This window comes from Pasteurella sp. P03HT, assembly GCF_054052285.1.
The window spans coordinates 41,069-66,615 of record NZ_JBSIUM010000005.1 but is presented as its reverse complement, the minus strand read 5'-3'; the positions used below and the strand labels follow the sequence as shown (position 1 = coordinate 66,615).

Annotated in this window: 25 protein-coding genes; 8 read left to right on the top strand and 17 right to left on the bottom strand. The window is 39.3% G+C overall.

Going from position 1 to position 25,547, the window contains the following annotated elements; translation table 11 throughout:
- Nucleotides 1-19: 19 nt before the first annotated feature.
- Nucleotides 20-559, bottom strand: a complete 540-nt coding sequence (gene ycfP, locus ACWIT3_RS05435) for an alpha/beta hydrolase YcfP (RefSeq protein WP_457161771.1) — start codon at nt 557-559, stop codon at nt 20-22.
- A 32-nt stretch (nt 560-591) separates the two neighbouring features.
- Nucleotides 592-1,506, bottom strand: a complete 915-nt coding sequence (locus ACWIT3_RS05430) for a RimK family alpha-L-glutamate ligase (RefSeq protein WP_457161770.1) — start codon at nt 1,504-1,506, stop codon at nt 592-594.
- A 156-nt stretch (nt 1,507-1,662) separates the two neighbouring features.
- Between ACWIT3_RS05430 and ACWIT3_RS05425 the strand changes: the two genes are divergently transcribed.
- Both ACWIT3_RS05425 and argA read left to right on the top strand, forming a co-directional pair.
- On the top strand, nt 1,663-1,926 hold the full coding sequence (locus ACWIT3_RS05425) for a GrxA family glutaredoxin (RefSeq protein ID WP_046338722.1): 264 nt from the start codon (nt 1,663-1,665) through the stop codon (nt 1,924-1,926).
- Nucleotides 1,927-2,053: 127 nt separating this feature from the next.
- Nucleotides 2,054-3,367 (top strand): amino-acid N-acetyltransferase, encoded by a 1,314-nt coding sequence (gene argA / locus ACWIT3_RS05420; protein WP_457161769.1) that lies wholly within the window; start codon nt 2,054-2,056, stop codon nt 3,365-3,367.
- Between the two features lie 43 nt (nt 3,368-3,410).
- Here the strand turns inward: argA and manA are convergent, their stop codons facing one another.
- The 6 genes from manA to manX all read right to left on the bottom strand — a co-directional run bounded on the left by manA (nt 3,411) and on the right by manX (nt 9,366).
- Complete coding sequence (manA, locus tag ACWIT3_RS05415; RefSeq protein ID WP_457161768.1) at nt 3,411-4,613, bottom strand: mannose-6-phosphate isomerase, class I; 1,203 nt, start codon at nt 4,611-4,613, stop codon at nt 3,411-3,413.
- Between the two features lie 9 nt (nt 4,614-4,622).
- Nucleotides 4,623-5,078 carry a DUF986 family protein gene (locus ACWIT3_RS05410; protein WP_457161767.1) on the bottom strand — a complete coding sequence of 152 codons (456 nt, stop codon included), beginning with the start codon at nt 5,076-5,078 and terminating at the stop codon, nt 4,623-4,625.
- Nucleotides 5,079-5,211: 133 nt separating this feature from the next.
- Nucleotides 5,212-6,309 (bottom strand): porin, encoded by a 1,098-nt coding sequence (locus ACWIT3_RS05405; RefSeq protein ID WP_457161766.1) that lies wholly within the window; start codon nt 6,307-6,309, stop codon nt 5,212-5,214.
- A gap of 390 nt (nt 6,310-6,699) precedes the next feature.
- Nucleotides 6,700-7,536 carry a PTS mannose transporter subunit IID gene (locus ACWIT3_RS05400; protein WP_046338727.1) on the bottom strand — a complete coding sequence of 279 codons (837 nt, stop codon included), beginning with the start codon at nt 7,534-7,536 and terminating at the stop codon, nt 6,700-6,702.
- A 14-nt stretch (nt 7,537-7,550) separates the two neighbouring features.
- On the bottom strand, nt 7,551-8,354 hold the full coding sequence (locus tag ACWIT3_RS05395) for a PTS mannose/fructose/sorbose transporter subunit IIC (RefSeq protein WP_457161765.1): 804 nt from the start codon (nt 8,352-8,354) through the stop codon (nt 7,551-7,553).
- Between the two features lie 28 nt (nt 8,355-8,382).
- Nucleotides 8,383-9,366: a PTS mannose transporter subunit IIAB gene (gene manX / locus ACWIT3_RS05390; RefSeq protein ID WP_457161764.1), complete on the bottom strand. Its 984-nt coding sequence runs from the start codon at nt 9,364-9,366 to the stop codon at nt 8,383-8,385.
- Nucleotides 9,367-9,757: 391 nt separating this feature from the next.
- Between manX and ACWIT3_RS05385 the strand changes: the two genes are divergently transcribed.
- A complete protein-coding gene (locus tag ACWIT3_RS05385; protein ID WP_457161763.1) occupies nt 9,758-10,975 on the top strand; it encodes an MFS transporter in 1,218 nt (405 codons plus the stop codon).
- Between the two features lie 48 nt (nt 10,976-11,023).
- Here the strand turns inward: ACWIT3_RS05385 and ACWIT3_RS05380 are convergent, their stop codons facing one another.
- Nucleotides 11,024-11,359, bottom strand: a complete 336-nt coding sequence (locus ACWIT3_RS05380; RefSeq protein WP_046338731.1) for a DUF496 family protein — start codon at nt 11,357-11,359, stop codon at nt 11,024-11,026.
- A 190-nt stretch (nt 11,360-11,549) separates the two neighbouring features.
- Here ACWIT3_RS05380 and serC point away from each other — a divergent pair, with 190 nt between their 5' ends.
- The 3 genes from serC to aroA all read left to right on the top strand — a co-directional run bounded on the left by serC (nt 11,550) and on the right by aroA (nt 15,179).
- Nucleotides 11,550-12,632 carry a 3-phosphoserine/phosphohydroxythreonine transaminase gene (gene serC, locus ACWIT3_RS05375; RefSeq protein WP_457161762.1) on the top strand — a complete coding sequence of 361 codons (1,083 nt, stop codon included), beginning with the start codon at nt 11,550-11,552 and terminating at the stop codon, nt 12,630-12,632.
- Nucleotides 12,633-12,712: 80 nt separating this feature from the next.
- A complete protein-coding gene (gene hisC / locus ACWIT3_RS05370; RefSeq protein ID WP_457161761.1) occupies nt 12,713-13,810 on the top strand; it encodes a histidinol-phosphate transaminase in 1,098 nt (365 codons plus the stop codon).
- A gap of 31 nt (nt 13,811-13,841) precedes the next feature.
- Nucleotides 13,842-15,179 carry a 3-phosphoshikimate 1-carboxyvinyltransferase gene (aroA, locus tag ACWIT3_RS05365; protein WP_457161760.1) on the top strand — a complete coding sequence of 446 codons (1,338 nt, stop codon included), beginning with the start codon at nt 13,842-13,844 and terminating at the stop codon, nt 15,177-15,179.
- 50 nt (nt 15,180-15,229) lie between these two features.
- Here aroA and cgtA read toward each other — a convergent pair whose 3' ends face one another.
- The 5 genes from cgtA to rplU form a co-directional block, all read right to left on the bottom strand.
- Entirely contained in the window at nt 15,230-16,399 is a 1,170-nt protein-coding gene (gene cgtA, locus ACWIT3_RS05360) for an Obg family GTPase CgtA (protein ID WP_457161759.1), read from the bottom strand.
- Between the two features lie 8 nt (nt 16,400-16,407).
- Entirely contained in the window at nt 16,408-17,325 is a 918-nt protein-coding gene (locus tag ACWIT3_RS05355; protein WP_046340102.1) for a DMT family transporter, read from the bottom strand.
- 8 nt (nt 17,326-17,333) lie between these two features.
- Complete coding sequence (locus tag ACWIT3_RS05350) at nt 17,334-18,254, bottom strand: DMT family transporter (protein WP_457161758.1); 921 nt, start codon at nt 18,252-18,254, stop codon at nt 17,334-17,336.
- Between the two features lie 65 nt (nt 18,255-18,319).
- Nucleotides 18,320-18,577 (bottom strand): 50S ribosomal protein L27, encoded by a 258-nt coding sequence (gene rpmA / locus ACWIT3_RS05345; protein ID WP_005765414.1) that lies wholly within the window; start codon nt 18,575-18,577, stop codon nt 18,320-18,322.
- A 20-nt stretch (nt 18,578-18,597) separates the two neighbouring features.
- Nucleotides 18,598-18,909: a 50S ribosomal protein L21 gene (gene rplU / locus ACWIT3_RS05340; protein WP_005721505.1), complete on the bottom strand. Its 312-nt coding sequence runs from the start codon at nt 18,907-18,909 to the stop codon at nt 18,598-18,600.
- A 237-nt stretch (nt 18,910-19,146) separates the two neighbouring features.
- On the opposite strand from rplU, the gene ispB reads away from it, so the two are divergent.
- Together ispB and ACWIT3_RS05330 are read left to right on the top strand one after the other, a co-directional pair.
- Nucleotides 19,147-20,118, top strand: a complete 972-nt coding sequence (gene ispB / locus ACWIT3_RS05335) for an octaprenyl diphosphate synthase (RefSeq protein WP_457161862.1) — start codon at nt 19,147-19,149, stop codon at nt 20,116-20,118.
- Nucleotides 20,119-20,196: 78 nt separating this feature from the next.
- Nucleotides 20,197-20,898 (top strand): epoxyqueuosine reductase QueH, encoded by a 702-nt coding sequence (locus ACWIT3_RS05330; protein ID WP_046338738.1) that lies wholly within the window; start codon nt 20,197-20,199, stop codon nt 20,896-20,898.
- A 69-nt stretch (nt 20,899-20,967) separates the two neighbouring features.
- On the opposite strand, the gene ACWIT3_RS05325 is transcribed toward ACWIT3_RS05330, so the two are convergent.
- From ACWIT3_RS05325 to rng, 3 genes are all read right to left on the bottom strand, one after another.
- Nucleotides 20,968-22,164, bottom strand: a complete 1,197-nt coding sequence (locus ACWIT3_RS05325; RefSeq protein ID WP_457161757.1) for an aspartate aminotransferase family protein — start codon at nt 22,162-22,164, stop codon at nt 20,968-20,970.
- 126 nt (nt 22,165-22,290) lie between these two features.
- The gene (gene tldD / locus ACWIT3_RS05320) at nt 22,291-23,739 is read right to left on the bottom strand and encodes a metalloprotease TldD (RefSeq protein WP_457161756.1); all 1,449 of its coding nucleotides are present in this window, start codon (nt 23,737-23,739) and stop codon (nt 22,291-22,293) included.
- A gap of 248 nt (nt 23,740-23,987) precedes the next feature.
- Nucleotides 23,988-25,463 (bottom strand): ribonuclease G, encoded by a 1,476-nt coding sequence (gene rng / locus ACWIT3_RS05315; protein ID WP_046338741.1) that lies wholly within the window; start codon nt 25,461-25,463, stop codon nt 23,988-23,990.
- Nucleotides 25,464-25,547 lie beyond the last annotated feature (84 nt).

Sequence of the window (25,547 nt, the reverse complement as noted above, 5' to 3'; positions counted from 1 at the left end):
ATCTCGTCCTTTCTTTGTATTACCCCTGCTTAAAGGCTTTAATTTTCTGTAAATGGTGCGAAATTTTCTTAAATTTATGCGTTTCTACTTCATCCCACACAATTTCATAAAATGGTGAAAGGGTTTCTGCGCTACGTTGAGAATCCAGTACTTCATCGTCTGTTGAAAGAAATACTAAGCAATTCCCTTGATTTTTGCTACGGAAGTTCTCCACACATTTGGTCGCAATATCTTCATATTCTTCTGGGCGATCAATTTTTCCTTGCATATTCTCATAAGGGAATAAATTCGGATTAAAAATAGCTTGTTTAATACCACATAAAAAACCAATACGTTCGGACCAATAGCCACCTAAGCCAACGCCACAAATTAAAGGTGAAGGATCTTTGCTTTCAGATACCAATTTATGCACTTCATTTAACAAAAATTGCATATCGTGGCGGGGATGCAATGTGCTGTAATTGACAAAACGAACATCAGGATCAATAAATTTTAATTGCATCACTTTTTCATGATTGCCAGGACTGCTTGAATCAAATCCGTGTAAATAAATAATCATTGATGACTCCTAAAAATAAAAATGTGTTAAATTTATACCGCAGTGCGTGCCATATGGGATTTCTTTTCAAGATAGACGATCATTTGTAGTGCAATATCAATACCACTTGTTTTTTCTATCATCTCTAAACCTGGACTAGCATTGACTTCAAGCACTAATAATCCCCGTTTAGAACGAATTAAGTCAACCCCAGCAACATCAAGACCGAGTGCTTTCGTCGCTTGAATGGCAATATTTTTTTCTTGTTCAGATAGCGTGATCTTTTCCGCCAAACCGCCTCGGTGAAAATTCGCACGAAACTCACCATTTTGTCCAATACGTTGCATGCTCGCCACAACACGATCTCCAATAACGAAACACCGAATATCACTACCTTGGGCTTCTGCAATAAAGTCTTGCGCAAGAACAGGAACTTCAGCTTGTTTTAAGGTTTCTAATATACTGACCGCACTTTGTTTTTTCTCGGCGAGAATCACGCCGATTCCTTGCGCACCAGCTAATGTTTTTAAAATAGTCGGCGAACCAATTTGTGCTAATGCTGATGGTGCTTGAAATTCTACGCCTGCAAAGATCGAGGTCGGAATAGCAATGCCTTTCTCTGCAAGAATTTGTAGACTTAACCATTTATCTCGAGCTTTCAAGAATGCCTGTTCTGAATTTAAGCTTGGCACATGATTGATTTCTAGATGGCGTAATACGGCACACCCCATTCTCGTACTCTGTGTACCAAAACGGGGAATGACCGCATCATATTGTGGCAAACGTTCAGGCTCAGCTTCAACGTTTGCTTGATAATATAATTCAACATGCGGGGAACATTCCGTTAATTTCAACAAACAACGATTCGGATCAAGAATAGCCATTTGATGCCCGCTATTTTCTGCAGCTTCTTTTAAACGCTGACAACTATAGAGCCGAGGCTCACGACATAACATTAATAATTTCATGACGATGAATCAGGAAAGTAAAATCATATAACCAGTTGATATATTATACTCATCAATACTATAGTAAAAAATAGTTTATGCTTTTTATTTACATAAGGGTAAAATGATACGGTGTTCGCAAAAACGCATTCTTTTCAACTCAAAGAGGATACTTATATGTTTGTTGTTATTTTTGGCCGTTCAGGCTGCCCATATTGTGTACGTGCAAAAAACTTAGCAGATAAACTCAAAAACACACTCGATGATTTTGATTATCGCTATGTCGATATTGTGGAAGAAGGCATCACGAAAGCAGATCTTTCTCAATCAGTTGGTAAACCTGTCGAAACTGTTCCGCAAATCTTTATTGATGAAAAACCAATCGGTGGTTGCACTGATTTTGAAGCATTGATGAAAGCACAATTCAATATCGTGGCCTAATCCCGTCAATACCCAAAATGCGATGAATATTCATCGCATTTTTTATATCAACAAAATTCTCCTTGCACATTTCTTGAAATGAATATAAATTCAATAAAAATGAATAAATATAAAACAGGAAGATACTATGCGTAGTACAGAATTAGTCCATTGGTTTAGACAATCAACCCCCTATGTCAATATGCATAGAGGAAAAACATTTGTGATTATGCTAGATGGCGATACAATTGCTTGCCCGAACTTCGTTAATATTATTAATGATATTAGTCTATTGCATAGTTTAGGTATTAAACTCGTCCTCGTGTTTGGCGCACGTTATCAAATCAATGAATTATTACAGCAACATCAAATAACCAGCCTTTACCATAAAAATATTCGTATTACAGATTTGGACAGTCTGGAGCTCGTCAAACAAGCCGTTGGGAAATTAAACTATGATATTGCTTCTCGCCTTTCGCTACGCTTACCCCATTCGCCATTGATTAATGTTGTCACTGGCAATTTTGTCTTAGCACAACCCATTGGAGTAGATGAAGGCGTGGACTATCAATTAAGTGGCAAAATCCGTCGTATTAATACAGAAAGTATCCAACAACAACTTGATCGTAATGCGATTGTCTTGATTGGTCCCATCGCTCCTTCTGTAACGGGCGAATCGTTTAACTTGCCATTTGAAGAAATCGCAACACAAGTTGCGATAAAATTAAATGCAGAAAAATTAATTGGTTTTTGTGCTACCCAAGGGATTTTAGACAACAATCAACAAACTATCAGTGATCTCCTTCCACAAGAAGCAGAATGCTATCTACATGAATTAATCAAACAAAATCAATACCATTCTTCACAAGCACGATTTTTACAAGCGGCGATTGAAGCCTGTCGCTCTGGTATTAAACGTTCTCATTTAATGAGTTATGAAGAAGATGGTTCACTGTTGCAAGAACTCTTTACTCGTGATGGTGTGGGAACACAACTCTCAATGGCGTCATCCGAAACCATTCGCTTAGCGACAGTAAGCGATATTCCCGCATTACTTGAACTCATTCGCCCATTAGAACAACAAGGTATTCTTGTAAAACGATCGCGTGAACAACTTGAAATGGAGATTCACAATTATACTATTATTGACCGAGATGGCGTGATCATCGCATGTGCCGCGCTCAATTGCTATCAAGCTGAAAAAATGGCTGAAATGGCTTGTGTTGCAGTCCATCCTGACTACCGAAATTCATCTCGAGGAGATATTTTGCTTGATGCCATTAAAAAACGAGCAAAGCTACTCGGTATCGAGACACTCTTTGTGCTAACCACTCGAACAGTACATTGGTTCCAAGAGCGCGGTTTCCAATTAGCGACAATTAACGAACTCCCGCTTGCTAAACGTCAACACTATAACTACCAACGCCGTTCTAAAATTCTTATGTTACCTTTAACACAATAATCTAAAAAAATCGGTTAACTGAGTTAACCGATTGATGTTTCAATTATGGCAATTTCGCTACGACACAATAGCCGTCTTTTAGCCCTGTCAGATGGTAATCTGTATCACTTGAAACAAAAGCAGACTCCCCTTGTTTTAGTACAAGTGCGGTCCCTTTTTGTGATATGTTTACTTGTCCTTCCATCACAAGTAAAATTTCTGCACTGTGAGAATGACATTGATGTGATTCATCTCTTTGATAACAAATTTTAGTCAATGCAAAATCTTTCGCTGGTGTTGGATAAGTAAACATACGGCTATTTTCAGGCGCTTTTGCAATGACTTCAGGTTCAATCTCGCGGCAATCCACAATTTTTAACAATTCTGGAATATCCACATGTTTTGGCGTCAATCCCCCCCGAATCACATTATCCGAACATGCCATAAGTTCAATATTCTGACCACGAAGATACGCATGCGGAATACCTGCATCTTGGAAAATTCCCTCACCCGCTTTTAAGTGCACAATATTAAACAAATAGAAACACACCAATCCCGCATCCAATTTCTCTGGAGTAATCGACATAGCTTCCATCGTGTACAACACCCAATAATCTGGATTATCCAAACTTAATTGCTGCGTAGTATAAGCCATTTGATTCGCTGTAACGATGGGTAACAACCAGTCAGTTAATTGCGATTGTGTTGCCTGCATAATAAAAGCATAAAAATCCGCTAAATGCTGTTTTTCTAATTGTGCTGCCAATCCCGATAAGGAAGGACGTTGCCGTAATGTTGCTAAGATAGCTGATTTTGCTTTAAACCCGTGCAAAAGCCAAAACTCTGATAAGGCGATCATCATTTCAGGTTTATGATTGCGATCTTTATACGTCCGTTTTGGATCATTTAAATCAATACCTTTGGCATTTTCTTCAAAAAAACCTCGCTCAGCTTGTTGCTTTGTTGGATGTAACTGGATCGAAAGCGGTTTATTGACATCAAGAATTTTCAATAAATAGGGTAAATCTTGTCCAAATTGCTCCACACTTTTTTGTCCTAATACGTGAGGCGATTCAGCCAAGAAATGAGTCAACGGTTGTGTCTGCTCAACTACTTCGACTAATGAAGGGGCAGAAGCGTGCGCCCCAAGCCACCATTCTGCATAATATTGTTCTTTGTCATTATTTAGACCAAGTAGTTGAGGAATAAAGTGCGTGCCTCCCCAAACATAATGTTGTGCACACCCCATTAATTTATATATTCCCATATTCCCCCCTTATTTTTTATACCCACCAAAAAATTGTACTAACAACACTTTATCTTCTTCATGTAATAAATGAGCCAGTAATCGTTTCCCCGTCACAAGATCAATGACGAAAATCATGTTATCTGTTAAATTAATCTGGCTAATTTTATCATACGGGAAATAGACATTACCGAAAAAAAAGCCTTTTTCTTTCAGTAACAAAACAGGTTCGCGTACAAAAGCTGCATAAACAGTTAATAAAATTAATGCACCAAGTAAATATAACGTGAGAGATGAAATGGTCGATTGTGTCTGATAAATGATTATCAAAATGAGGACGATAAAAATGATCGCATCTTTCTTGGCTTGTTTTTTTAACCGCACTTTTAAGTGTGTTTTCCCTTTCCAATGCTGCATCCCAATTTGATCATAGACCGCATACGCCAAGAACAGCACAATACCGACAATAAGTAATATATTGACCATAACAGATATCAATTAAACCACGATTAAAAATGACAAAATAGTAGCAAACTTACTTTTTAAAGTAAATTTCACACCCAAATAAAAAGGGACGAACTAACGTCCATCCCTTTGATACAGCTAACTTAACAACAAATTAGAAAAATACGCGTAAACCTACGCCAACTTTGTTGTCTGTTGCTTTTTCATTTTTTGACACAACCTCGTTTGGTTTGTTTACCAATACCATATTACTCTTATAGGTTGCTCTTTCATGCGCATATTCTACATAAGTTACAACATTTTTATGAAGTTTATAGTCTGCACCAACGATAAATCCATTCCATGTTGTTTTTTCATTTGGTAGAATTTTATTATCTTCTTCATCATAATAAGCTAAATGTGTTTTAGCTCTCTCATTTTTCCATTGAACATACACTTTTGATGGTTCTAAGATTTGGTAAGAAGCAGACACTAAGAGAGTTTCAGTAGTGCTCTTCTTATCTTTACCGTCTTTTGCGACTTCTTGACCATACTCAGCACCAAATGTCACTGGACCATAAACGAGTTGTGCAGATGTTCTCCAGTTAGTATCTTTCACCGCTGTTTTTGTTGTAGCGAAATCGTATTTATTGACACCGTAACCCGCTGCTAAGTTTAATGTTAAATCTTGCGCTAAAGCACGAGTATAGAATAACGCTGTTTGATAACCGTATTTATAGCCTAACTCTGCTTCATTTTCTGGTAGATTTTTCTTTTCTGCATTGCCAAATAAATAATCTACACCAAAGCTAAAACCGTGCATTTCTGCTGAACGGAATTTGATTGATTTATCAGCGCTGTCTAATAAATTATTATTACCACCCCAAGCATAAGCATTGTCATTCAATTGAACGTCATCGCCGTTAGTTGCTTGTTTACCGAAAGTTACTGTACCTAAACCTTCATACGCTAAACCTGCGTAAAGTTTGTTTGTTGTTGGGTTACCGAAAGATGTTGATGACTTTTCATCGTCAAAACGTACTTCTAACGCACCTAATGCACTTAAACCGTTACCTAAATCATGGTTCGCTTTTACTTCTAAACGAGAACCATCATTGTTTAAATCACCGCGTTTATCGCTTTCTTTGCTTAATAACACGCGAACAGAACCACCGATCTCAAGTTTTGTTCCGTCTTTTTCATATACTGTTGCTGCATTTGCTGAAGTTGCAAATACTGCCGCTGTTGCTAGTGCGATAATTGTTTTTTTCATTAATAAAGTCCTCTTAATACTTAGGTTACAATATAAAGCGATATCATTTTTTCAACGAATTAATCACTTTATATCCAATTAATTGTCACAGTAAACCCTCATTTTGTCAACCAAATCCCTGGGTAAAAAGCCTATTTACCCTACAAAAAATGATGTTTTATTGACTTTTATGCTGAAACATTCAGCATAAAAGTGAAATAAGCTTACAAAAAAGAGTAATATCACTACATTTTTCAATCAAAAAAAACCATAAATAAAAAAGACATAGTGCTTATTTTTCACACTTAAGAATATTCAGTCTCCATCAAAATTTACTAGATGTTCTATTTTCCCTAATAAAAAAGCCCTATATCGATAGGGCTTCAATAAGAACAATAAGTTAATAACGATTTATGCTAAAATGCCTGTCCATGCACCAAAAATACCAATCGCAAAGAAGCCGATGATAATCCAGAGTGCATTAACTCGGTTACGTAACAGCCACATACAAGCAAAGGTTAATAAGAGTGGTAATAAACCAGGCATCAAACTATCTAAAATGGTTTGGATCGTTTCGACTTTAGTTGTACCATCTTGCATTTGAATATTGGCCACAACAAAAGGCACGTTAATACTGGTCCATTTCTGAACTAATGCCCCCATAATAAACAAGCCTAAGATTGATGCACCTTCCGTTAATTTTTGCAGAAGACCACCACTCATGTCACCCACGACATCTAAACCTTTCTTATAACCATAAGTTACACCAAAATAACGCGTTGCTAAACGGACAAGGTTAAATAGAACAAAGAATAAAATCGGTCCTAAAATATTACCATTAATCGCTAAACCCGCCCCTAATGCAGCAAATACAGGACGCGCAGTCCCCCAATAAATAGGATCCCCGACCCCTGCTAATGGTCCCATTAAACCCACTTTAATACCATTAATTGCCGCATCATCAATTTCTTTACCATTTGCACGTTCTTCTTCCATCGCAATGGTTACCCCTAATACTGGCGCAGCGACGAAAGGTTGCGTATTGAAAAACTCTAAATGGCGTTTGATCGCCTCTTTACGCTCTGGGGAATTTGGATCAGGATATAACCGCTTGATAACAGGCACCATTGAATAGGCAAAACCAAGCGCCTGCATACGCTCAAAGTTCCAAGAACCTTGGAAAAGATTAGAACGACGTACTACCGCGTTTAAATCGCTTTGCGTTACTTTTTTCATTTCAGTTGTCATTGTTGTAATTCCTATTAATCTAATCTGTTATCAAGATCGTTGTTACCATTACTTACGACTTGCACCACTTGTTTGCTTTGATTGTATTTAGGATGTAATTGAATATAAAGTACAGCCATGATTGCGCCTAACACACCTAATGCCACAAGGTTAAACTCTGTAAATGCAGCAACCACAAAACCCGCATAGAAGAATGGCATTAAGTGACCAGCACGCATCATATTAATTACCATTGCATAACCTACAACCGCAATGAAGCCCCCTGCAATTTTAAGACCTGTTGTCACCACTTCAGGAATCGCATTAAGCATTGCTTGTACGGTGTCTGTACCCGCTGTCATCGCGACGATTAACGCTGGAATGGCAATACGCATTGCTTGTAATAACAATGCTGAACGATGAATCCAATCTAATTTGTTTAAATCACCAGTTTCAACCACTTTGTCTGCTGCATGTTGGAACCCCACAGTAATAGCACGAACAACATACGTTAATACTTGCCCTGCTGCTGCAAGTGGAATCGCAATGGCAATCCCTGTTGAAATATCTTGACCACCAACAATGACAAGAATTGTCGATACCACAGAAGCTAATGCTGCATCTGGCGCAAGTGCTGCACCGATGTTCATCCAACCCAATGCTAATAATTCCAATGTTCCCCCAACAATAATGCCCGTTTTGATATCACCGAGGACGAAACCAATTAAAGTACAGGCAATTAAAGGGCGGTGTGTTTGCCATTCATCAAGGATTGATCCCATCCCCGACATACAGGCAACGAGGAAGACTAATACGATTTGTAAAGTTGAAATTTCCATCTTAATTTCCTTTCATTCACATCTTCATTTAGATGAGGTTATTTTTCTTTAATAAATCCATCATATATTGACGACTATCATTTGATACTTTACGTACATCTAGCTCAATATTTTTCTGATCGAGCAATTTAAATGCTGCGATATCTTTATCATCCACTGAGACTGCACTCGTAATCATTTTTTTGCCCTCTTTATATGCCATGCCGCCAATATTGACTGACGTAAATTCTACGCCAGCTTCGACGAGCCTTACCACATCGGTTGGGTTAGTAAATAACAACATCATACGCTCGCCTGCATATTCAGGGTTGTTATAAACACGAATCATTTTTTCGACATTAACAACATGTGCAGTCACCCCTGGTGGAGCAACACTTTTCAACATTGTAGAACGAACACTGTCTTTTGCGACTTCATCATTCACAACGACAATACGCGTCACTCGACTTTCTTTAGTCCAGCGAGTTGCTACTTGACCATGGATTAAACGATCGTCAATTCTGGCTAAACCAATCTCCAAATGACCAACGCCATTTGCTGTTACAACAGCTGGCTCAACGGGATTAACCGATTGAATAGCGGGCGCCGCTTGAACTGGCATTTGCTCCTCTTCTTGATAACGCAATGCTCGCACACCAGTACGTCCTGTTTCCAATGCAATGGCAACAAGCTCTTGCAAACTTGGACCATCATCTCGAGCCATAAATGTCTCAACTAGCATTGGAATATTGACCCCTGTTACGATATCCATGTTATCGCGACCATCTGCAACTCGATTTGCGGCATTAAACGGACTTCCTCCCCAAGTATCAACTAAAAATAAGACTTCATCACAATGCGATAACGTCGTTGAAAGTTGTTCTTGGTATTTAGTCATAATCGTTTCAGCATTTTCCCCAGGAATAAAATCGATCGTCGCAACATTGTCTTGCTCCCCGATTAACATCTCTGTGGTTTTCAGCAACTGCTCTGCCGCCACACCGTGAGTCGCTATAATAATAGCAATCGTCATTGTTTGACTCCTTTACAAAATTAACAATCAAATAGAGTTATTTGAGTCGCGAATTATAGAGGAAAGGGATAGGCAATGATGTGATTTAGATCACAATTCATGCGGATTACTCACCAAAAAAGCGAACAGATGTCACATTTTTGAGCATTTTAGTGAAGCGATACTCCATTAAAAATAGAGTAAAAATACTTCATTTGTATATTTAAAAAATTAATCAAAATTTTTAACATTTAACTAACAAGTTTTCTTTATTTCGTTAAAACATTTTTTCTCTTTTTCTTTCACTTGCAATGGGATAAAAAATCAGTAAACTACGCGACGATTTCTCACTCAGAGAAAGTACTCCCTCAAACTTTAAGGGGCTACCAGAGAGTAGCACAAGGATCAAAAAATGAATGACAATGTCAATAAAGATGGCTGGAAAGCCCTATTAGGATCCGCCGTAGGTTATGCTATGGATGGATTTGATCTTCTCATCTTAGGTTTTATGCTGAGTGCCATTTCTGCAGATTTAGCCCTCACACCTGCCCAATCAGGCTCGCTCGTCACGTGGACACTCATCGGTGCGGTAGCGGGTGGAATTATTTTTGGTGCATTAAGCGATAAATATGGACGCGTACGTGTCTTAACGTGGACAATCGTCTTGTTTGCGGTCTTTACTGGACTTTGTGCAATTGCTCAAGGGTATTGGGACTTACTCATTTATCGTACTATTGCTGGTGTTGGCTTAGGCGGTGAATTCGGGATTGGGATGGCCCTTGCTGCAGAAGCATGGCCAGCGCGTCATCGTGCTAAGGCCTCTTCTTATGTTGCATTAGGTTGGCAAGTCGGCGTGTTAGCCGCCGCTTTATTAACACCATTATTGTTACCACATATTGGTTGGCGCGGTATGTTCTTAGTCGGTATTTTCCCTGCTTTTGTTGCTTGGTATCTACGCGCAAGATTACATGAACCAGAAATTTTTGTGAAAAAACAAACCGCACTTGAACAGCAAAATGTGTCTCGTTTAGAACCCTTTCGTTTACTCATCAAAGACAAGGCAACCGCTAAAATTAGTGCAGGTATTGTCGTACTCACTTCCGTACAAAATTTTGGTTATTACGGTATCATGATTTGGATGCCAAACTTTTTATCAAAACAACTCGGTTTTAGTCTAACTAAATCAGGTCTGTGGACAGCTGTTACAATTTGCGGCATGATGTTTGGTATCTGGTTATTTGGTCAGCTTGCCGATCGTATTGGACGCAAACCAAGTTTCTTATTATTCCAATTCGGTGCAGTCATCAGTATCTTTACTTACTCTCAAATGAGTGACCCAACTTATATGTTATTTGCTGGTGCGGTATTAGGGATGTTTGTGAATGGCATGATGGGGGGCTATGGTGCATTAATGTCAGAAGCTTATCCAACCCAAGCCCGTGCCACAGCACAGAATGTTCTGTTTAACTTAGGACGAGCTGTTGGTGGATTTGGACCAATTGTTGTCGGAGCCCTTGTTTCTGCCTACTCGTTCCAACTTGCTATTGCGTTCCTAGCCAGCATCTATGTCATTGATATGATTGCTACGCTATTCTTAATCCCAGAGTTAAAAGGCAAACAATTAGATTAATTGAAAAATAAAAAAGCGGTGATTTCACACCGCTTTTTTTTATGGGGTTTATTTTTTCATTAATTCATCATGGACTTGTTTTTGTCCTTTCATTTTTTCACGAATTTCACGGCGTTGTTGAGAAATATCCGCATTGCGAATCATATAGTCATCAACTCGTCTTTCATAGTCTTCACGCATACTTTCAATAATTGCTCGAACATCTGCAATAGACATATCATCACGAATATATTGATTTAAGTTCTCTAAGAGTAATACACGTTTTTGGTTATCGCGGATTTTACGATTATTATCTTCACGATCACGTGCTAATTTGTTTTTTAAACGATACATACGCACATACTCTAACACTTCTTGAAAGGATTGTTTATTAACATTTTCCATAATATGACTCTCTTAAAATAAAAATGAACTCGATGTAATTTATCTAGTTTTACCTCTCCCGTCAAAGCGTTCCTCATATTTTTAAACATTAAATAAAAAAATAACAAAATTTCAACAAAATACCGTTGATTAGAATGAGGTGAGGTGATAAAACTAGCAAATTATATTTTGTTTATTTGAGGAAGTGAACATGTCAAAAGTATTCAATTTTAGTGCGGGTCCTGCCATGATCCCGAGTCCAGTTTTAGCACAAGCGCAAGCTGAGCTTCTCAACTGGCAAAACCAACATACTTCAGTGATGGAAGTCAGTCACCGTGGCAAATTATTTATGGAATTAGCTAACCAATCAGTGCAAGACTTACGTCAACTCTATCATATTCCTGAAAACTACCAGATCCTCTTTTTACAAGGTGGAGCGCGTGGTCAATTTGCTGCAATTCCAATGAATTTACTTAAAGAAAATGGGAAAGCCTTGTATCTTACTAGTGGTCATTGGTCTGCTACTGCCGCGAAGGAAGCTCGCTTATTTGGTGACATTGATGAGATCAATATCCTTGAGCAAGGAGAAGAGCTAAAAGTAGGCAATTTGGATTTTTCAGATATTGCAGAGCAATATGATTATGTCCATTATTGCCCAAACGAAACCATTAGTGGTGTCGAGATTTTTGATATTCCTAATGTCGGCAACGCGGTTTTAGTGGCAGATATGTCATCAAATATTCTGTCTCGTCAAATTGATATCAGCCGATTTGGTCTCATCTATGCGGGTGCACAGAAAAACTTAGGACCCGCGGGCATCACGATTGTTATAGTGCGTGAGGATTTGATTGGTCATGCCCGTAAAACGACTCCAACTATCTGGAATTACGCTATCCAAAAAGAAGCGGATTCGATGATCAATACCCCACCAACGTTCGCTTGGTATTTATGTGCGCTAGTGTTTAAACACTTATTGTCTGAAGGTGGGATTCAAGCCATACAACAGCACAACAAGCATAAAGCGCAATTATTATATGATTATTTGGATCAAAGTACGTTCTATCGTAATCCTGTGGCAAAACAAAACCGCTCTTTAATGAATGTCACTTTCACAACAGGTAATGATGAGTTAAATGCTAAATTTGTTGCTCAGGCAACCGCTGCTGGTCTGCATGCACTAAAAGGCCATAAAGTCTTAGGTGGAATGCGTGCCTCTATTTATAACGCCATGACTATTGAAGGAATTGAAGCCTTACTTGCCTTCATGAAACGTTTTGAAAGTGAAAATCGTTAATAAAGCGCGGATAATTTTTTGAACCTTTGTTGAGCAAAACAAAGAGGACAACTTCGAAAAAACGAATAAAAAGGGAACCTATGCAATACATCAATATCGTTAACCAAGGTGTCAAACAACTCCAGCCTTATCAGGCAGGCAAACCTATCGAAGAACTAGAGCGTGAATTAGGTATTTCAAATATTGTAAAACTCGCGTCGAACGAGAACCCATTTGGTCTACCCGCCAGTGCAAAACAGGCTATTCAAGCAGAGTTAGATAATTTAACACGTTATCCTGATAGCAATGGTTTTTATTTTAAACAAGCGGTTGCGAAAAAATTCGGCTTGACTCCTGAGCAAATTACTTTAGGTAATGGCTCCAATGACTTATTAGAGTTAATTGCGCATACCTTTGCTTCAGCAGATGATGAAATCATGTTTTCCCAATATGCTTTTATCGTCTACCCTTTAGTCACTCAAGCAATTAATGCTAAAAAAGTCGAAATCCCCGCTAAACATTATGGCGCTGATTTAGCGGCGTTTTTGCAGGCGATCAATGATAAAACCAAACTCATCTACCTTGCCAATCCCAATAACCCAACGGGGACGTTCTTAACGGCGGATGAGCTTTCACACTTTTTAGCTAAGGTCCCCCCTCATGTCATCGTTGTATTGGACGAAGCTTATACTGAATTTACCGCACCAGAAGAACGCGTAAATGCGTTTGAGTTATTAAATACTTATCCAAATTTGGTGGTTTGTCGAACATTATCAAAAGCCTATGGACTAGCAGGTTTACGCATTGGATATTCGGTGTCCTCTGCTGAAATTGCTGATTTATTTAATCGTGTTCGCCAGCCTTTTAACTGTAATAGTTTAGCGCTTGCTGCAGCAACTGCCGTGATTAATGACGATCAATTTATCTCACAGGTTGCTGAAAACAATCGTAAAGGATTAAAACAGCTAGAAGCGTTTTTCATGGAGAAAGGACTGAAATATATTGCTTCAAAAGGCAATTTTGTGTTGTTAGATTTAGAACAGCCAGCCCTTCCTATTTACCAAGCCCTGCTGCAAAAAGGGGTCATTGTACGTCCTGTCGCGGCTTATGGTTTACCAAACCATCTACGCATTAGTATCGGTTTGCCACAAGAAAACCAACGTTTCATTGATGCGCTTGCAGAAGTTCTTAAGTATTAACCGTATCTTATCAGCAAGGAATGAATAAATTATGCATCACGCAACTGAGATTACGTTAAATCCAATGAGCGCTGTTGAGGGCGAAATTAACCTACCAGGCTCTAAAAGTCTATCCAATCGTGCACTATTACTAGCCGCACTGGCGCATGGAAAAACAACATTGACGAATTTACTAGATAGTGATGATGTTCGTCATATGCTCAATGCGCTCAAATGGTTAGGCGTGAACTATCAACTGTCTGAAGATAAATCGATTTGTGAAGTCGAAGGATTAGGTAAAGCATTCCAGTGGCAAAGTGGCTTAGCATTATTTTTAGGTAATGCAGGGACCGCAATGCGTCCACTCACGGCAGCATTGTGTTTAGCTGAACCTGAACACGCAGGTCAACATGAAATCATCCTAACGGGTGAACCGCGTATGAAAGAACGCCCTATTGCCCATCTCGTTGATGCGCTCAGACAGCTTGGGGCAGAAATACAATACCTTGAACAAGAGGGTTATCCTCCGCTTGTTATTCGTAACACTGGGCTCACAGGGGGACAAGTTAAAATCGATGGTTCTGTTTCTTCTCAATTTCTAACCGCACTTTTAATGGCGCTTCCCATGGCAAAGGCAGATACCGATATTGAAATCATTGGGGACTTAGTATCAAAACCTTATATTGACATGACGTTAAATATGATGAAAGTCTTCGGTGTCGAAGTAGATAATCAACATTATCAACGTTTCTTAGTTAAAGGAAATCAACGATACCAATCTCCAACGACATTCTTAGTTGAAGGTGACGCCTCCTCTGCTTCTTACTTTTTGGCAGCTGGTGCCATTAAGGGAAAAGTTAAAGTCACGGGCGTAGGTAAAAACAGCATTCAAGGTGACCGCCTATTTGCTGACGTTTTAGCAAAAATGGGGGCTAAAATCACCTGGGGGGATGATTTTATCCAGGTAGAAAAAGGCGAGCTAAAAGGCATAGATATGGATATGAATCATATCCCTGATGCAGCAATGACGATTGCGACGACTGCGCTCTTTGCGGAAGGTGAAACCGTTATTCGTAATATTCACAATTGGCGAGTCAAAGAAACCGATCGTCTCTCTGCTATGGCTACTGAGCTTCGTAAAATTGGTGCCGAAGTAGAAGAAGGAGAAGATTTTATTCGTATTCAACCTCTTGCTTTAGATAAATTTCAACAGGCTGAAATTGAAACATACAATGATCACCGTATTGCGATGTGCTTTGCCCTTATCGCATTATCCGATACCCCAGTCACCCTGTTAGATCCTAAGTGTACTGCTAAAACCTTCCCTTCCTTTTTTGATGAATTTTTAAGCTTAGGGAAATCAGAATATCAAGACGAACAAAAAAGCTAAGGGTATCCTTAGCTTTTTTATGTCGAAAAGTCAGTAAAAGTAACCGCACTTTATGGCTTGTAGATCGTTTCTACGCCTTCCTCATCTTCCTCTGACCAGTCATCCCAATCATCATCGTCATCAAGTTGATGTTCTGCTAATTGTGCTTGATGATAATCATCCCATTTGAATTTCACCTCTGTATTTTGCTCAATCTCTTCTGCTTCTTGACGAGGGTTCGCAATAATGAAATCCATAATGTCACGACAAAGTGGCGATACATTTTTACCTGTCACGGCTGAAATGAGATAATAATCCTCTTCCCAACCTAGACGTGTTGTAATGGCTTTAGCACGTTCATGAGCTTCTTCATCACTCATCGTATCAATTTTATTAAACACTAACCAACGAGGCTTATCCGCAAGCGCCTCACTGTACTGAAATAATTCAGATTCAATAATCGCAATATTATCTGCTGGGTCACTTTCATCAATTGGCGCAATGTCCACTAAGTGAATCAAAACACGACAACGTTCTAAATGTTTCAAAAAGCGCACGCCTAATCCTGCACCTTCTGCTGCGCCCTCAATTAAGCCTGGGATATCAGCAACCACGAAACTATGTTTTTCATCAACACGTACTACCCCTAAACTTGGTACTAGCGTCGTAAAAGGATAATCTGCCACTTTAGGTTTAGCCGCTGATACTGCGCGAATAAATGTCGATTTTCCAGCATTAGGTAAACCAAGCATACCGACATCCGCCAACAACATTAATTCTAATTGTAGATCACGTTTTTCACCTGGCGTACCGTTGGTTTTCTGGCGTGGTGCACGATTTACAGACGATTTAAAACGGGTATTACCTAACCCATGATACCCGCCTTTTGCGACTAACATTTTAGCGCCATGCTTAGTGAGGTCACCCAGTACTTCTTTAGTATCATGATCAATGGCACGTGTTCCAACGGGCACACGCAAGGTAATATCATTACCACGGTGACCAGTACAACCTGCGCTGCGACCATTCTCACCACGTCCCGCTGCAAAACGTTTCTCAAAACGGTAATCAATTAATGTGTTAAGGTTTTCATCTGCGATTAAATAAACGTCCCCACCATCGCCACCATCGCCACCATCAGGACCTCCCTTAGGAATATATTTTTCACGTCGGAAACTGACACAGCCATTTCCACCATCGCCAGCTTCAACACGGATTAGCGCTTCATCAATAAATTTCATCTGTTCTCCTAACGCTTAATAAATTTGTGTCCAATCGCAGAAGTAATTGCACCTAACACGACTACGAATGCACCAATATAACTCATTGAATTTAAATCTGGTTTTGAAAAATGCTGCGGATAAAAAAGATACAGTAAATAAGAAAACAAAATCGTAAATAATGGCATTAATGTAATCACTACACTGACTTTTGATACATCCCAGCGATTAAGTGCCTCAGCATAAGCCCCATAACCAACCAATGTATTTAAACAACAATAAATAAAACAAAATAATGTCCAACCGCTTAATACGGTCACTTGCTCAACTTCTGCAAAAGGAGTAAAAACAAAGGCACAACCAATATAAATGACAAACAAAATTTGCTGTGAATTAAATTCACGCAACATCAGTTTTTGTGCTATCCCATAAATGCTCCAGATCAATGCAGCTGAAGCCGCTAAAAAGATCCCTGTTGAGTAAGCATTAATACTAAAGAATAACGTAAAACGATCATTAAAGAATAAAACTAACCCCACAATTAACAAGCCGAGTCCAATTTTCTGATTCAAGCGCAATTTTTCTTTAAAGAAAACGACGCCAAAAATCATCATAGTAAACGAAGATAATTGCCCAAAAATTTGAGCGATAGAGGGTTCAATATATTTTAACGATGTATTAAATAACACAAAATTACCCGCTAACCCAATTACTCCGACGAGTGCTAATAGACGATAACGGGGCAAAAATTGTGAGATTTTAGGTAATTTTTTTGTCAAACCTAAAATAATAAATAGTCCTAGTGCCGCAACTAAGAAACGGTACCATACTATTGTTTGCGGAGTCATTACCGCCACAACACGCTGCAAAGCAATTGGTAAAGAGCCCCATGCCATTGCAGTGATTAATGCAAATAGAAAACCCATCACGGGTTGCTGTTGTTTCATATTATTCATTATTTTTTGATATTTCTAAAAATTCGATGTCCTGTTGCAGAAAATAATGCTCCAGTAACAACTAACAATGCCCCAATATAGCTGATCCAATTCAGATTTTCATATTTAAAATATTCTGGCGCGATCCATTGTGCGATTTCAGAAAACAATAATGTTAAGATGGGTATTTGAGTGACGATCGCACTCACTTTTGTCACATCCCAATGATGTAATGCCTCGGCATAAGCACCATAAGCCACAAGTGTATTCAAACAGCAATATATTAAGCAAATGACTTGAAACGTATTTAAGTTCACCACCTGTTCAATATTTGCAACTGGCATAAAAACAATTGAGCAGCCAATATAAATAGGTAATAAGACTTGCTGTGCTGTCAAACGGGTAGAAAGTAATTTTTGGCAAACACCATAAGCGACCCAAACAAGACTGGCACTAATACAAACGATAATCCCTTTCACATAAACACTAAAGTGTAAAAAATCCTCAGCACGATCATTGAAGAAAAATACCAATCCAATAACAAGCAAGAGCAGGCCTATTTGTTGATGGCGTGCAAAATGTTCTTTAAACAACCATACACCCGCGAGTAACATACCAAAGGAACTCAGTGGGCTAAACACTTGGCTCGTGGTCGGTGGGATATATTGCAGAGCAACATTATATAAAAAGAAGTTCGCTGATAATCCTAAAATCCCCAATAGGATAAGTAGCCAATGCTGTGACCGAAGTACCTTAAAATTCGGTAGCTTTTTCGTGACATGAAGTATAAATAACAAGCCTATTGTAGCAACAGCAAAACGGAACCATACGATTGTTTGTGCATCCATCACTTGCAAAACCTGCTGCAAAGCGATAGGCAAAGACCCCCACATACAAGCAGCAATCAATGCGAAAAAAAATCCGAGTATGGGTTGTTGCATAAAAAATGTTCCTACAAAAAAGCCCCGCAACTTGTGCGAGGCGTTTTTAATTGAGGTATTTGAAATTACTCAGTCACGATACTGACGTATTTACGATTTTTATCGCCTTTAACTTCAAATTTAACTTTACCATCTGCTGTTGCAAATAATGTATGGTCACGACCCATACCAACGTTTGAACCCGCGTGGAATTTTGTACCACGTTGACGAACGATGATGCTACCTGCTAATACAGATTCGCCACCGAAACGTTTAACACCAAGGCGTTTAGCTTCAGAATCACGACCGTTACGAGTTGAACCACCAGCTTTTTTAGTTGCCATCTACTTGATCTCCTCTGAAATTATGCTTGAATCCCAGTGATTTTCACTTCTGTGAACCACTGACGATGACCTTGTTGTTTACGGCTGTGTTTACGACGACGGAATTTAACGATTTTTACTTTATCGCCACGACCGTGTGCAACAACTTCTGCCACGACTTTACCACCAGCAACAACTGGGGCACCAATTTTAACATCTTCACCGTTAACGATCATTAACACTGAGTCAAACTCAACTGTTTCACCAGTTGCAACTTCAAGTTTTTCTAAACGAACTACTTGACCTTCGCTTACTCGGTGTTGTTTACCGCCACTTTGAAAAACTGCGTACATATATACTCCGCTATAATAGTGCTTTAATGTTTTGTTCATTTAGCACTTCAAAAATTCATATAAATAGGTCGCAAATTCTACGCAAAAAATGACTCAAGAGCAAGAGCTTATTTGCAATAAAATAAAAAAATTATGAATTTGTGTGATTTGATTTCAGAAATGACAGAAAATTCGGTACAATCTCTTTTACGTTTGATCTATAAATCAATTATTACAATGATAAATCAACATAATTTAATGAATATTGATGCAATCCAGCGATTGATTCAGTGTGATATGCAAAAAACAAACGAGACAATTTTAGCACAGCTAAATTCTGATGTCGCGTTGATTAATCAGCTTGGCTATTACATTATCCAAAGCGGTGGAAAGCGTATTCGCCCAATGATTGCTATCCTAGCTGCACGCGCGTTAGGATTCACTGGCGATGCCCCGATTACTTGTGCAACATTTATTGAATTTATTCACACTGCCACTTTATTGCATGACGATGTCGTTGATGAATCAGAATTGCGCCGCGGCAATCCTACTGCGAATGCCGAATTCGGTAATGCGGCAAGTGTATTAGTTGGTGATTTTATTTACACGCGCGCCTTTCAATTAATGACACAATTAGATTCATTACGTATTCTAAAAGTGATGTCTGATGCAACGAATGTGATTGCAGAAGGCGAAGTTCAACAACTAATGAACGTAAATGATCCTGATACGACAGAAGAAAATTACATGCAGGTCATCTACGGAAAAACAGCACGTTTATTTGAAGCAGCGACACATTGTTCAGCGATTCTTGCTCAAGCGACGCCACAACAAGAAGAAGCATTACAAAATTACGGTCGTTATCTCGGTACGGCATTTCAATTAATTGATGATATTTTAGACTACAGTGCAAATGCGAAAGCGCTAGGCAAAAATGTCGGAGATGATTTAGCGGAAGGCAAACCCACCTTACCATTATTACACGCCATGCATCATGGCTCAGCGGAACAGTCAGCCCTTATTCGCGAAGCGATTGAACAAGGTGGAAAACGCGATATTTTAGACGAAGTGTTAGCGATTATGACAGAACATCACTCTCTCGACTATGCCATGAGCCGTGCAAAAGCTGAAGCACAAAAAGCTGTTGATGCCATTGCAATGTTGCCCGAAAGTGAATATAAACAAGCATTAATCTCTTTAGCATATTTATCCGTCGATCGTACTTACTAATTAACTTGTAAGCCGATCACAACTTACTCAAACGGCCGCCGAAAGTGCGGTCATTTATTTAGCAATTTAAGAACGAAAATGACAGAACAACAGATCCCAACGAAAAAAACACGCAAAGGTAAAGATCCTAATGCGCCTTTTGTACGTGAGAAATTAACGCTACCAAATGGTCATAACAAATTGTTATTACATTCTTGTTGTGCGCCTTGCTCTGGTGAAGTGATGGAAGCGATTCACGCCTCGGGTATTGAATTCACTATTTACTTCTACAATCCTAATATTCATCCATTAAAAGAATATTTAATTCGCAAAGAAGAAAACATTCGTTTTGCTGAAAAATGGGGTATTCCGTTTATTGATGCAGACTACGATCGCCAAGAATGGTTTGATCGCGCAAAAGGGATGGAAGATGAACCTGAGCGTGGTATTCGTTGCACCATGTGTTTTGATATGCGCTTTGAAAAAGCGGCAGAATATGCACATAATAACGGTTTTCCTGTTTTCACAAGTTGTTTAGGCATCTCACGTTGGAAAGATATGAACCAAATTAATGGTTGTGGGCATCGTGCAGCAGAAAAATATGACGATGTGGTGTATTGGGACTATAACTGGCGTAAAGGTGGCGGTTCACAGCGAATGATTGAAATCAGTAAACGGGAACGTTTTTATCAACAAGAATATTGTGGCTGTGTTTATTCATTACGTGATACAAACAAATGGCGCGAAGCGAATGGACGCCAAAAAATTGAAATCGGTAAATTGTATTACTCAGCCGACTAACTCACTAAGCATGCGAGAGCCATACGTGCGGTAAATTTTGTCAAAATTCACCGCACTTTTTATTTTAAATCAGCCAATCAAACATGCTTCCAATCTTGCCAGCCCTTCAATTAACTCTTCCTCAGAAATATTCAATGCTGGTGCAAAACGTAAAACATTTGGACCTGCAACTAAAATCATGAGTCCTTGTGCAGCCGCTTTTTTCACAAAATCACTTGCTTTGCCGTGATAAGCCTCATTCAGCTCTGCACCAATCAACAAGCCTTGACCACGAATTACCTTAAATAGACCACATTTTTGATTGATTTGTTGTAATGCCTCGATGAATTGCGTTGAAGTGCGGTTCACTTTTTCTAAAAAACCTTCTTCTGTAATCTTATCCACCACTTTTCCTGCGACAGCACAAGCCAAGGGATTGCCACCAAACGTGGTTCCATGTACGCCTGGTGCAAAGCTTTTCCCCACTTCATGCGTCGTCAACATCGCACCAATGGGGAAACCATTGCCCAATGCTTTAGCTGACGTCAAAATATCGGGCACTACACCATATTTCATATAGGCATAAAAATGCCCTGTTCGTCCAACGCCTGTTTGAACTTCATCAAAAATCAACAAAGCACGATATTGATTACAGAGTTCACGTAAGCCAACGAGGAAAGCCGTATCCGCAGGAATCACCCCACTCTCACCTTGAATAGGTTCAACAATCACTGCACAAGTGTGATCATCAATCACGGCTTTAACCGCCTCTAAATCATTGAAAGGAACATGTACAATGTCTGCTGGTTTTGGTCCAAATCCATCAGAATATTTGGCTTGACCGCCTACACTGACCGTAAAAAAAGTCCGCCCATGAAAGCTTTGTTTAAATGCAATAATTTTACTTTTTTGATAGCCCTCATGATCGACAGCATAACGACGTGCCAATTTTAATGCGGCTTCATTTGCTTCTGCCCCAGAATTCACAAACATCACTCGCTCGGCAAAGGTTTTTTCAACTAATTTCGTTGCCAATGCTAATGCTGGCTCGCTCGTAAACCAGTTACTTGAATGCCATAAAGTCTGCCCCTGCTGTGTTAATACATCAACAATTTCATCAGGGCAGTGTCCTAAGCTATTCACGGCAATGCCACTGGTAAAATCAATATATTCTTTCCCCTGTTGATCCCATACTCGACTTCCTTTTGCTTTAACTGGGATAAAATCAGCAGGGGTGTAGTTCTGAATCATGACGTGATCAAATGTATCGCGTGTATATTGTGTCATTGCGTTGTCCTTTATTACTTAGGGATGGTGAAAAGCATAGTCAACCTATCATAATTAGTCAATATAATTGAATAAATATTCAATAAAACCAAATAAAAATCCAGATATCGTTATCTGGATTCATCATTAATTTGTCCCACCTACTGTGATTTTTTCAATTTTTAATGCAGGTTGTCCGACGCCAACAGGAACACTTTGTCCTTCTTTGCCACACACACCAATCCCGTGGTCAATTTCAACCTGATCGGCAACCATCGAGATATTTTGCATGACTTCAATACCACTCCCAATTAAGGTTGCACCTTTTACAGGCTTAGTAATTTTGCCTTTTTCAATTAAGTAGGCCTCTGAGCTTGAAAACACAAATTTACCAGAAGTAATATCCACTTGACCACCACCAAAGTGCGGTGCAAAAAGACCAAAATCAACGGAGGCTATTAAATCATCAAACTGACTTTGTCCTGCAAGCATATAAGTATTCGTCATACGAGGCATCGGTAAATGGGCATAAGATTCACGACGACCATTTCCCGTTGGAGCAACGCCCATCAAACGGGCATTCATCTTATCTTGCATATACCCTTGTAAGACCCCATCCTTAATTAACACATTATATTGCCCTGGTACACCTTCATCATCTATAGTAATCGAGCCACGACGATTTTGTAACGTCCCATCATCGACAATCGTACACAGTGGTGATGTGACTAACTCACCAATTTTGCCCGTAAATAAAGAACTTTCTTTACGATTAAAATCACCTTCTAGCCCATGACCAACCGCTTCATGTAATAACACGCCTGGCCAGCCCGCCCCTAAGACAACAGGCATCATTCCAGCTGGCGCATCAATAGCGCTTAAATTCACTAATGCCTGACGTACTGCTTCTTTCGCAAAATAGACCGCTCTGATTTCACCTTGTTCTGTGTCTAAAAACCATTCCAAGCCAAAACGTCCTCCTGCTCCCGCACTACCACGCTCACGTTTTCCATCTTGTTCAACTAGCACAGCGATAGATAAACGCACTAATGGACGAATATCTGCTGCCAACGTGCCATCCGTTGCAACAATTAACACTTCTTCATAAACAGAACTCAAACTGGCAGAAACTTGCACTACGCGAGCATCTTCACGACAAGCAGCCTTATCAACTAAATGCAGTAATTCTATTTTCTTTTCTTTACTCAGACTATTCAGTGGATTAATCGCTTGATAACGCAAAATGGGATCAACTTGCTGAAATTGGGATGGCATGATCATATTGCCTTGCTTAATATCCGCAATGCCTTTCACTGCATTCGCACATTGATGTAAATTGGCTAAATCAATTTGATCCGCATAAGCAAACCCCGTTTTCTCACCGCTCACAGCGCGCACCCCTACGCCTCGATCGATATGAAAACCGCCTTCTTTGATAATGCCATCTTCAAGCACCCAATTTTCATCTTGGCTTAATTGAAAATACAAATCAGCGTAATCAATATGACGATGCGAAAGCAGATCAAAGGCATTCTGCAGATCTGTTAAAGAAAGATTGCTTGGTGTAAGCAAGGTATTACTAACCGTTTTAATCATAAATTTAATCTAATCATTAATAAAAAGTGCGGTGTATTCTATGTTATTTTTGTCTATCGCGAAAGGAAGGATGTGCATAAATCCACGTCTAACATACGACTTACTCAAACACTTCCTCAAGCGTTGTATAATTGACAACAGGCTTCATAAGAAGGCATTTCCTAAGTGTACGTTTTTCTTCAGCTTTTCTAATGAAAAAAGGCAGAAACGCGGTTCTGCCTTGATTTCACTTTTCCTTATGAAAAGGATTACATCACGACAACATCAAATTGTTCTTGATTGTAATACACTTCCGTTTTGATTTGTACCTGTTTGCCAATAAACACTTCTAATTCAGCTAAAAGACCATGCGACTCTTCATTGATGAGATAATCCGCTACTGCTCTTGAAGCATAAACAACAAATTGTTCACTGCTAAATAAGTGATGCACTCGAATAATCTCACGCATGATTTCATAACAAATCGTCTCCACCGTTTTCACGCGTCCACGACCTTGGCAAGCTGGACAGTCACCACATAATATATGTTCAAGACTTTCTCTAGTTCGTTTTCGTGTCATCTCAACCAAACCTAACTGAGTAAACCCATTCACATTGGTTTTAACTCGATCTTTAGATAACGCTTCTTGTAAAGATTCCAAAACGCGATTGCGATGATCGTCAGTTTGCATATCAATAAAATCAATAATAATGATCCCGCCAAGATTACGTAGCTGCAACTGCTGCGCAATGGCTTTTGTCGCCTCAATATTAGTATTAAAAATGGTTTCTTCTAAATTGCGATGCCCAACAAATGCGCCCGTATTGATATCAATTGTGGTCATGGCTTCAGTTTGTTCAATAATTAAATACCCACCCGATTTTAAATTCACGCGTTTATTTAAAGCAGTATGAATCGCAGCTTCCACACCATATACATCAAAGAGCGGTTGATTACCAGAATACAACACCAGTTTATCCACTAACGTTGGCATAAATTCTTCAGTAAATTGTTTCACCTCCGTGAAACACAACTTGGAATCAATACGAATTTTTTCCAACCCTGCACCAATAAAATCGCGTAAAATGCGTTGCGTTAAGGCGAGTTCACCATATAACATGGATTTCGTTGGGTATTTTGCTCGACGCTCCAATACTTTGCGCCATAAGCGTTTCAAAAAGTCTGCATCTTGCTTCAATTCTTCTTCTGTCACACCATCTGCGGCGGTTCGAATAATAAACCCGCCTAATTCATCACAAAGTGGCAATACGAGCTCTTTTAATCTGGCACGTTCTTCTTCGCTTTCAATACGCTGCGACACGCCCACATGGCTATTCTCTGGCATAAACACTAAATAGCGTGAAGGAAGCGTAATATCTGTCGTGAGTCTTGCGCCTTTCGTACCCAGTGGATCTTTCACCACTTGAACCACAATGTCTTGCCCTTCGCGTACTAATTCTGCAATATCTTTCACCACAAATTGCTTTTGCTCACTTTCTTCAACACATTCGGTATGAGAAACAATATCGGAGGCGTGTAAAAATGCGGCTTTTTCTAACCCGATATCCACAAAAGCCGACTGCATTCCTGGTAAAACCCGCGTCACTCGACCTTTATAAATATTACCCACAATACCGCGCTTTGCCTGCCGTTCAATATGAACCTCCTTTAAAATCCCCATATCAACTAAGGCTATGCGCGTTTCATTTGGTGTAACGTTGACTAATAATTCAACAGAGTCCATAACTGTACCTAACTGAATAATTTTTAAAACAAATTGTTAAATAGTCTAACGAAAAGGAAAATAGAATAATAGCCTTAAATAAGG

Excerpts from the sequence above, each read along its gene's own strand:
- ACWIT3_RS05355 (WP_046340102.1), bottom strand. The coding sequence starts at position 17,325 with ATGAAACAACAGCAACCCGTGATGGGTTTTCTATTTGCATTAATCACT.
- ACWIT3_RS05405 (WP_457161766.1), bottom strand. The coding sequence starts at position 6,309 with ATGAAAAAAACAATTATCGCACTAGCAACAGCGGCAGTATTTGCAACT.
- ACWIT3_RS05400 (WP_046338727.1), bottom strand. The coding sequence starts at position 7,536 with ATGACAACTGAAATGAAAAAAGTAACGCAAAGCGATTTAAACGCGGTA.
- manX (WP_457161764.1), bottom strand. The coding sequence starts at position 9,366 with ATGACGATTGCTATTATTATAGCGACTCACGGTGTGGCGGCAGAGCAG.
- ACWIT3_RS05380 (WP_046338731.1), bottom strand. The coding sequence starts at position 11,359 with ATGGAAAATGTTAATAAACAATCCTTTCAAGAAGTGTTAGAGTATGTG.
- aroA (WP_457161760.1), top strand. The coding sequence starts at position 13,842 with ATGCATCACGCAACTGAGATTACGTTAAATCCAATGAGCGCTGTTGAG.
- tldD (WP_457161756.1), bottom strand. The coding sequence starts at position 23,739 with ATGATTAAAACGGTTAGTAATACCTTGCTTACACCAAGCAATCTTTCT.
- argA (WP_457161769.1), top strand. The coding sequence starts at position 2,054 with ATGCGTAGTACAGAATTAGTCCATTGGTTTAGACAATCAACCCCCTAT.
- hisC (WP_457161761.1), top strand. The coding sequence starts at position 12,713 with ATGCAATACATCAATATCGTTAACCAAGGTGTCAAACAACTCCAGCCT.
- rng (WP_046338741.1), bottom strand. The coding sequence starts at position 25,463 with ATGGACTCTGTTGAATTATTAGTCAACGTTACACCAAATGAAACGCGC.
- ACWIT3_RS05410 (WP_457161767.1), bottom strand. The coding sequence starts at position 5,078 with ATGGTCAATATATTACTTATTGTCGGTATTGTGCTGTTCTTGGCGTAT.
- rpmA (WP_005765414.1), bottom strand. The coding sequence starts at position 18,577 with ATGGCAACTAAAAAAGCTGGTGGTTCAACTCGTAACGGTCGTGATTCT.
- ACWIT3_RS05350 (WP_457161758.1), bottom strand. The coding sequence starts at position 18,254 with ATGCAACAACCCATACTCGGATTTTTTTTCGCATTGATTGCTGCTTGT.
- ACWIT3_RS05395 (WP_457161765.1), bottom strand. The coding sequence starts at position 8,354 with ATGGAAATTTCAACTTTACAAATCGTATTAGTCTTCCTCGTTGCCTGT.
- rplU (WP_005721505.1), bottom strand. The coding sequence starts at position 18,909 with ATGTACGCAGTTTTTCAAAGTGGCGGTAAACAACACCGAGTAAGCGAA.
- serC (WP_457161762.1), top strand. The coding sequence starts at position 11,550 with ATGTCAAAAGTATTCAATTTTAGTGCGGGTCCTGCCATGATCCCGAGT.
- ACWIT3_RS05325 (WP_457161757.1), bottom strand. The coding sequence starts at position 22,164 with ATGACACAATATACACGCGATACATTTGATCACGTCATGATTCAGAAC.
- ACWIT3_RS05425 (WP_046338722.1), top strand. The coding sequence starts at position 1,663 with ATGTTTGTTGTTATTTTTGGCCGTTCAGGCTGCCCATATTGTGTACGT.
- ACWIT3_RS05430 (WP_457161770.1), bottom strand. The coding sequence starts at position 1,506 with ATGAAATTATTAATGTTATGTCGTGAGCCTCGGCTCTATAGTTGTCAG.
- manA (WP_457161768.1), bottom strand. The coding sequence starts at position 4,613 with ATGGGAATATATAAATTAATGGGGTGTGCACAACATTATGTTTGGGGA.
- ispB (WP_457161862.1), top strand. The coding sequence starts at position 19,147 with ATGAATATTGATGCAATCCAGCGATTGATTCAGTGTGATATGCAAAAA.
- ACWIT3_RS05330 (WP_046338738.1), top strand. The coding sequence starts at position 20,197 with ATGACAGAACAACAGATCCCAACGAAAAAAACACGCAAAGGTAAAGAT.
- cgtA (WP_457161759.1), bottom strand. The coding sequence starts at position 16,399 with ATGAAATTTATTGATGAAGCGCTAATCCGTGTTGAAGCTGGCGATGGT.
- ACWIT3_RS05385 (WP_457161763.1), top strand. The coding sequence starts at position 9,758 with ATGAATGACAATGTCAATAAAGATGGCTGGAAAGCCCTATTAGGATCC.
- ycfP (WP_457161771.1), bottom strand. The coding sequence starts at position 559 with ATGATTATTTATTTACACGGATTTGATTCAAGCAGTCCTGGCAATCAT.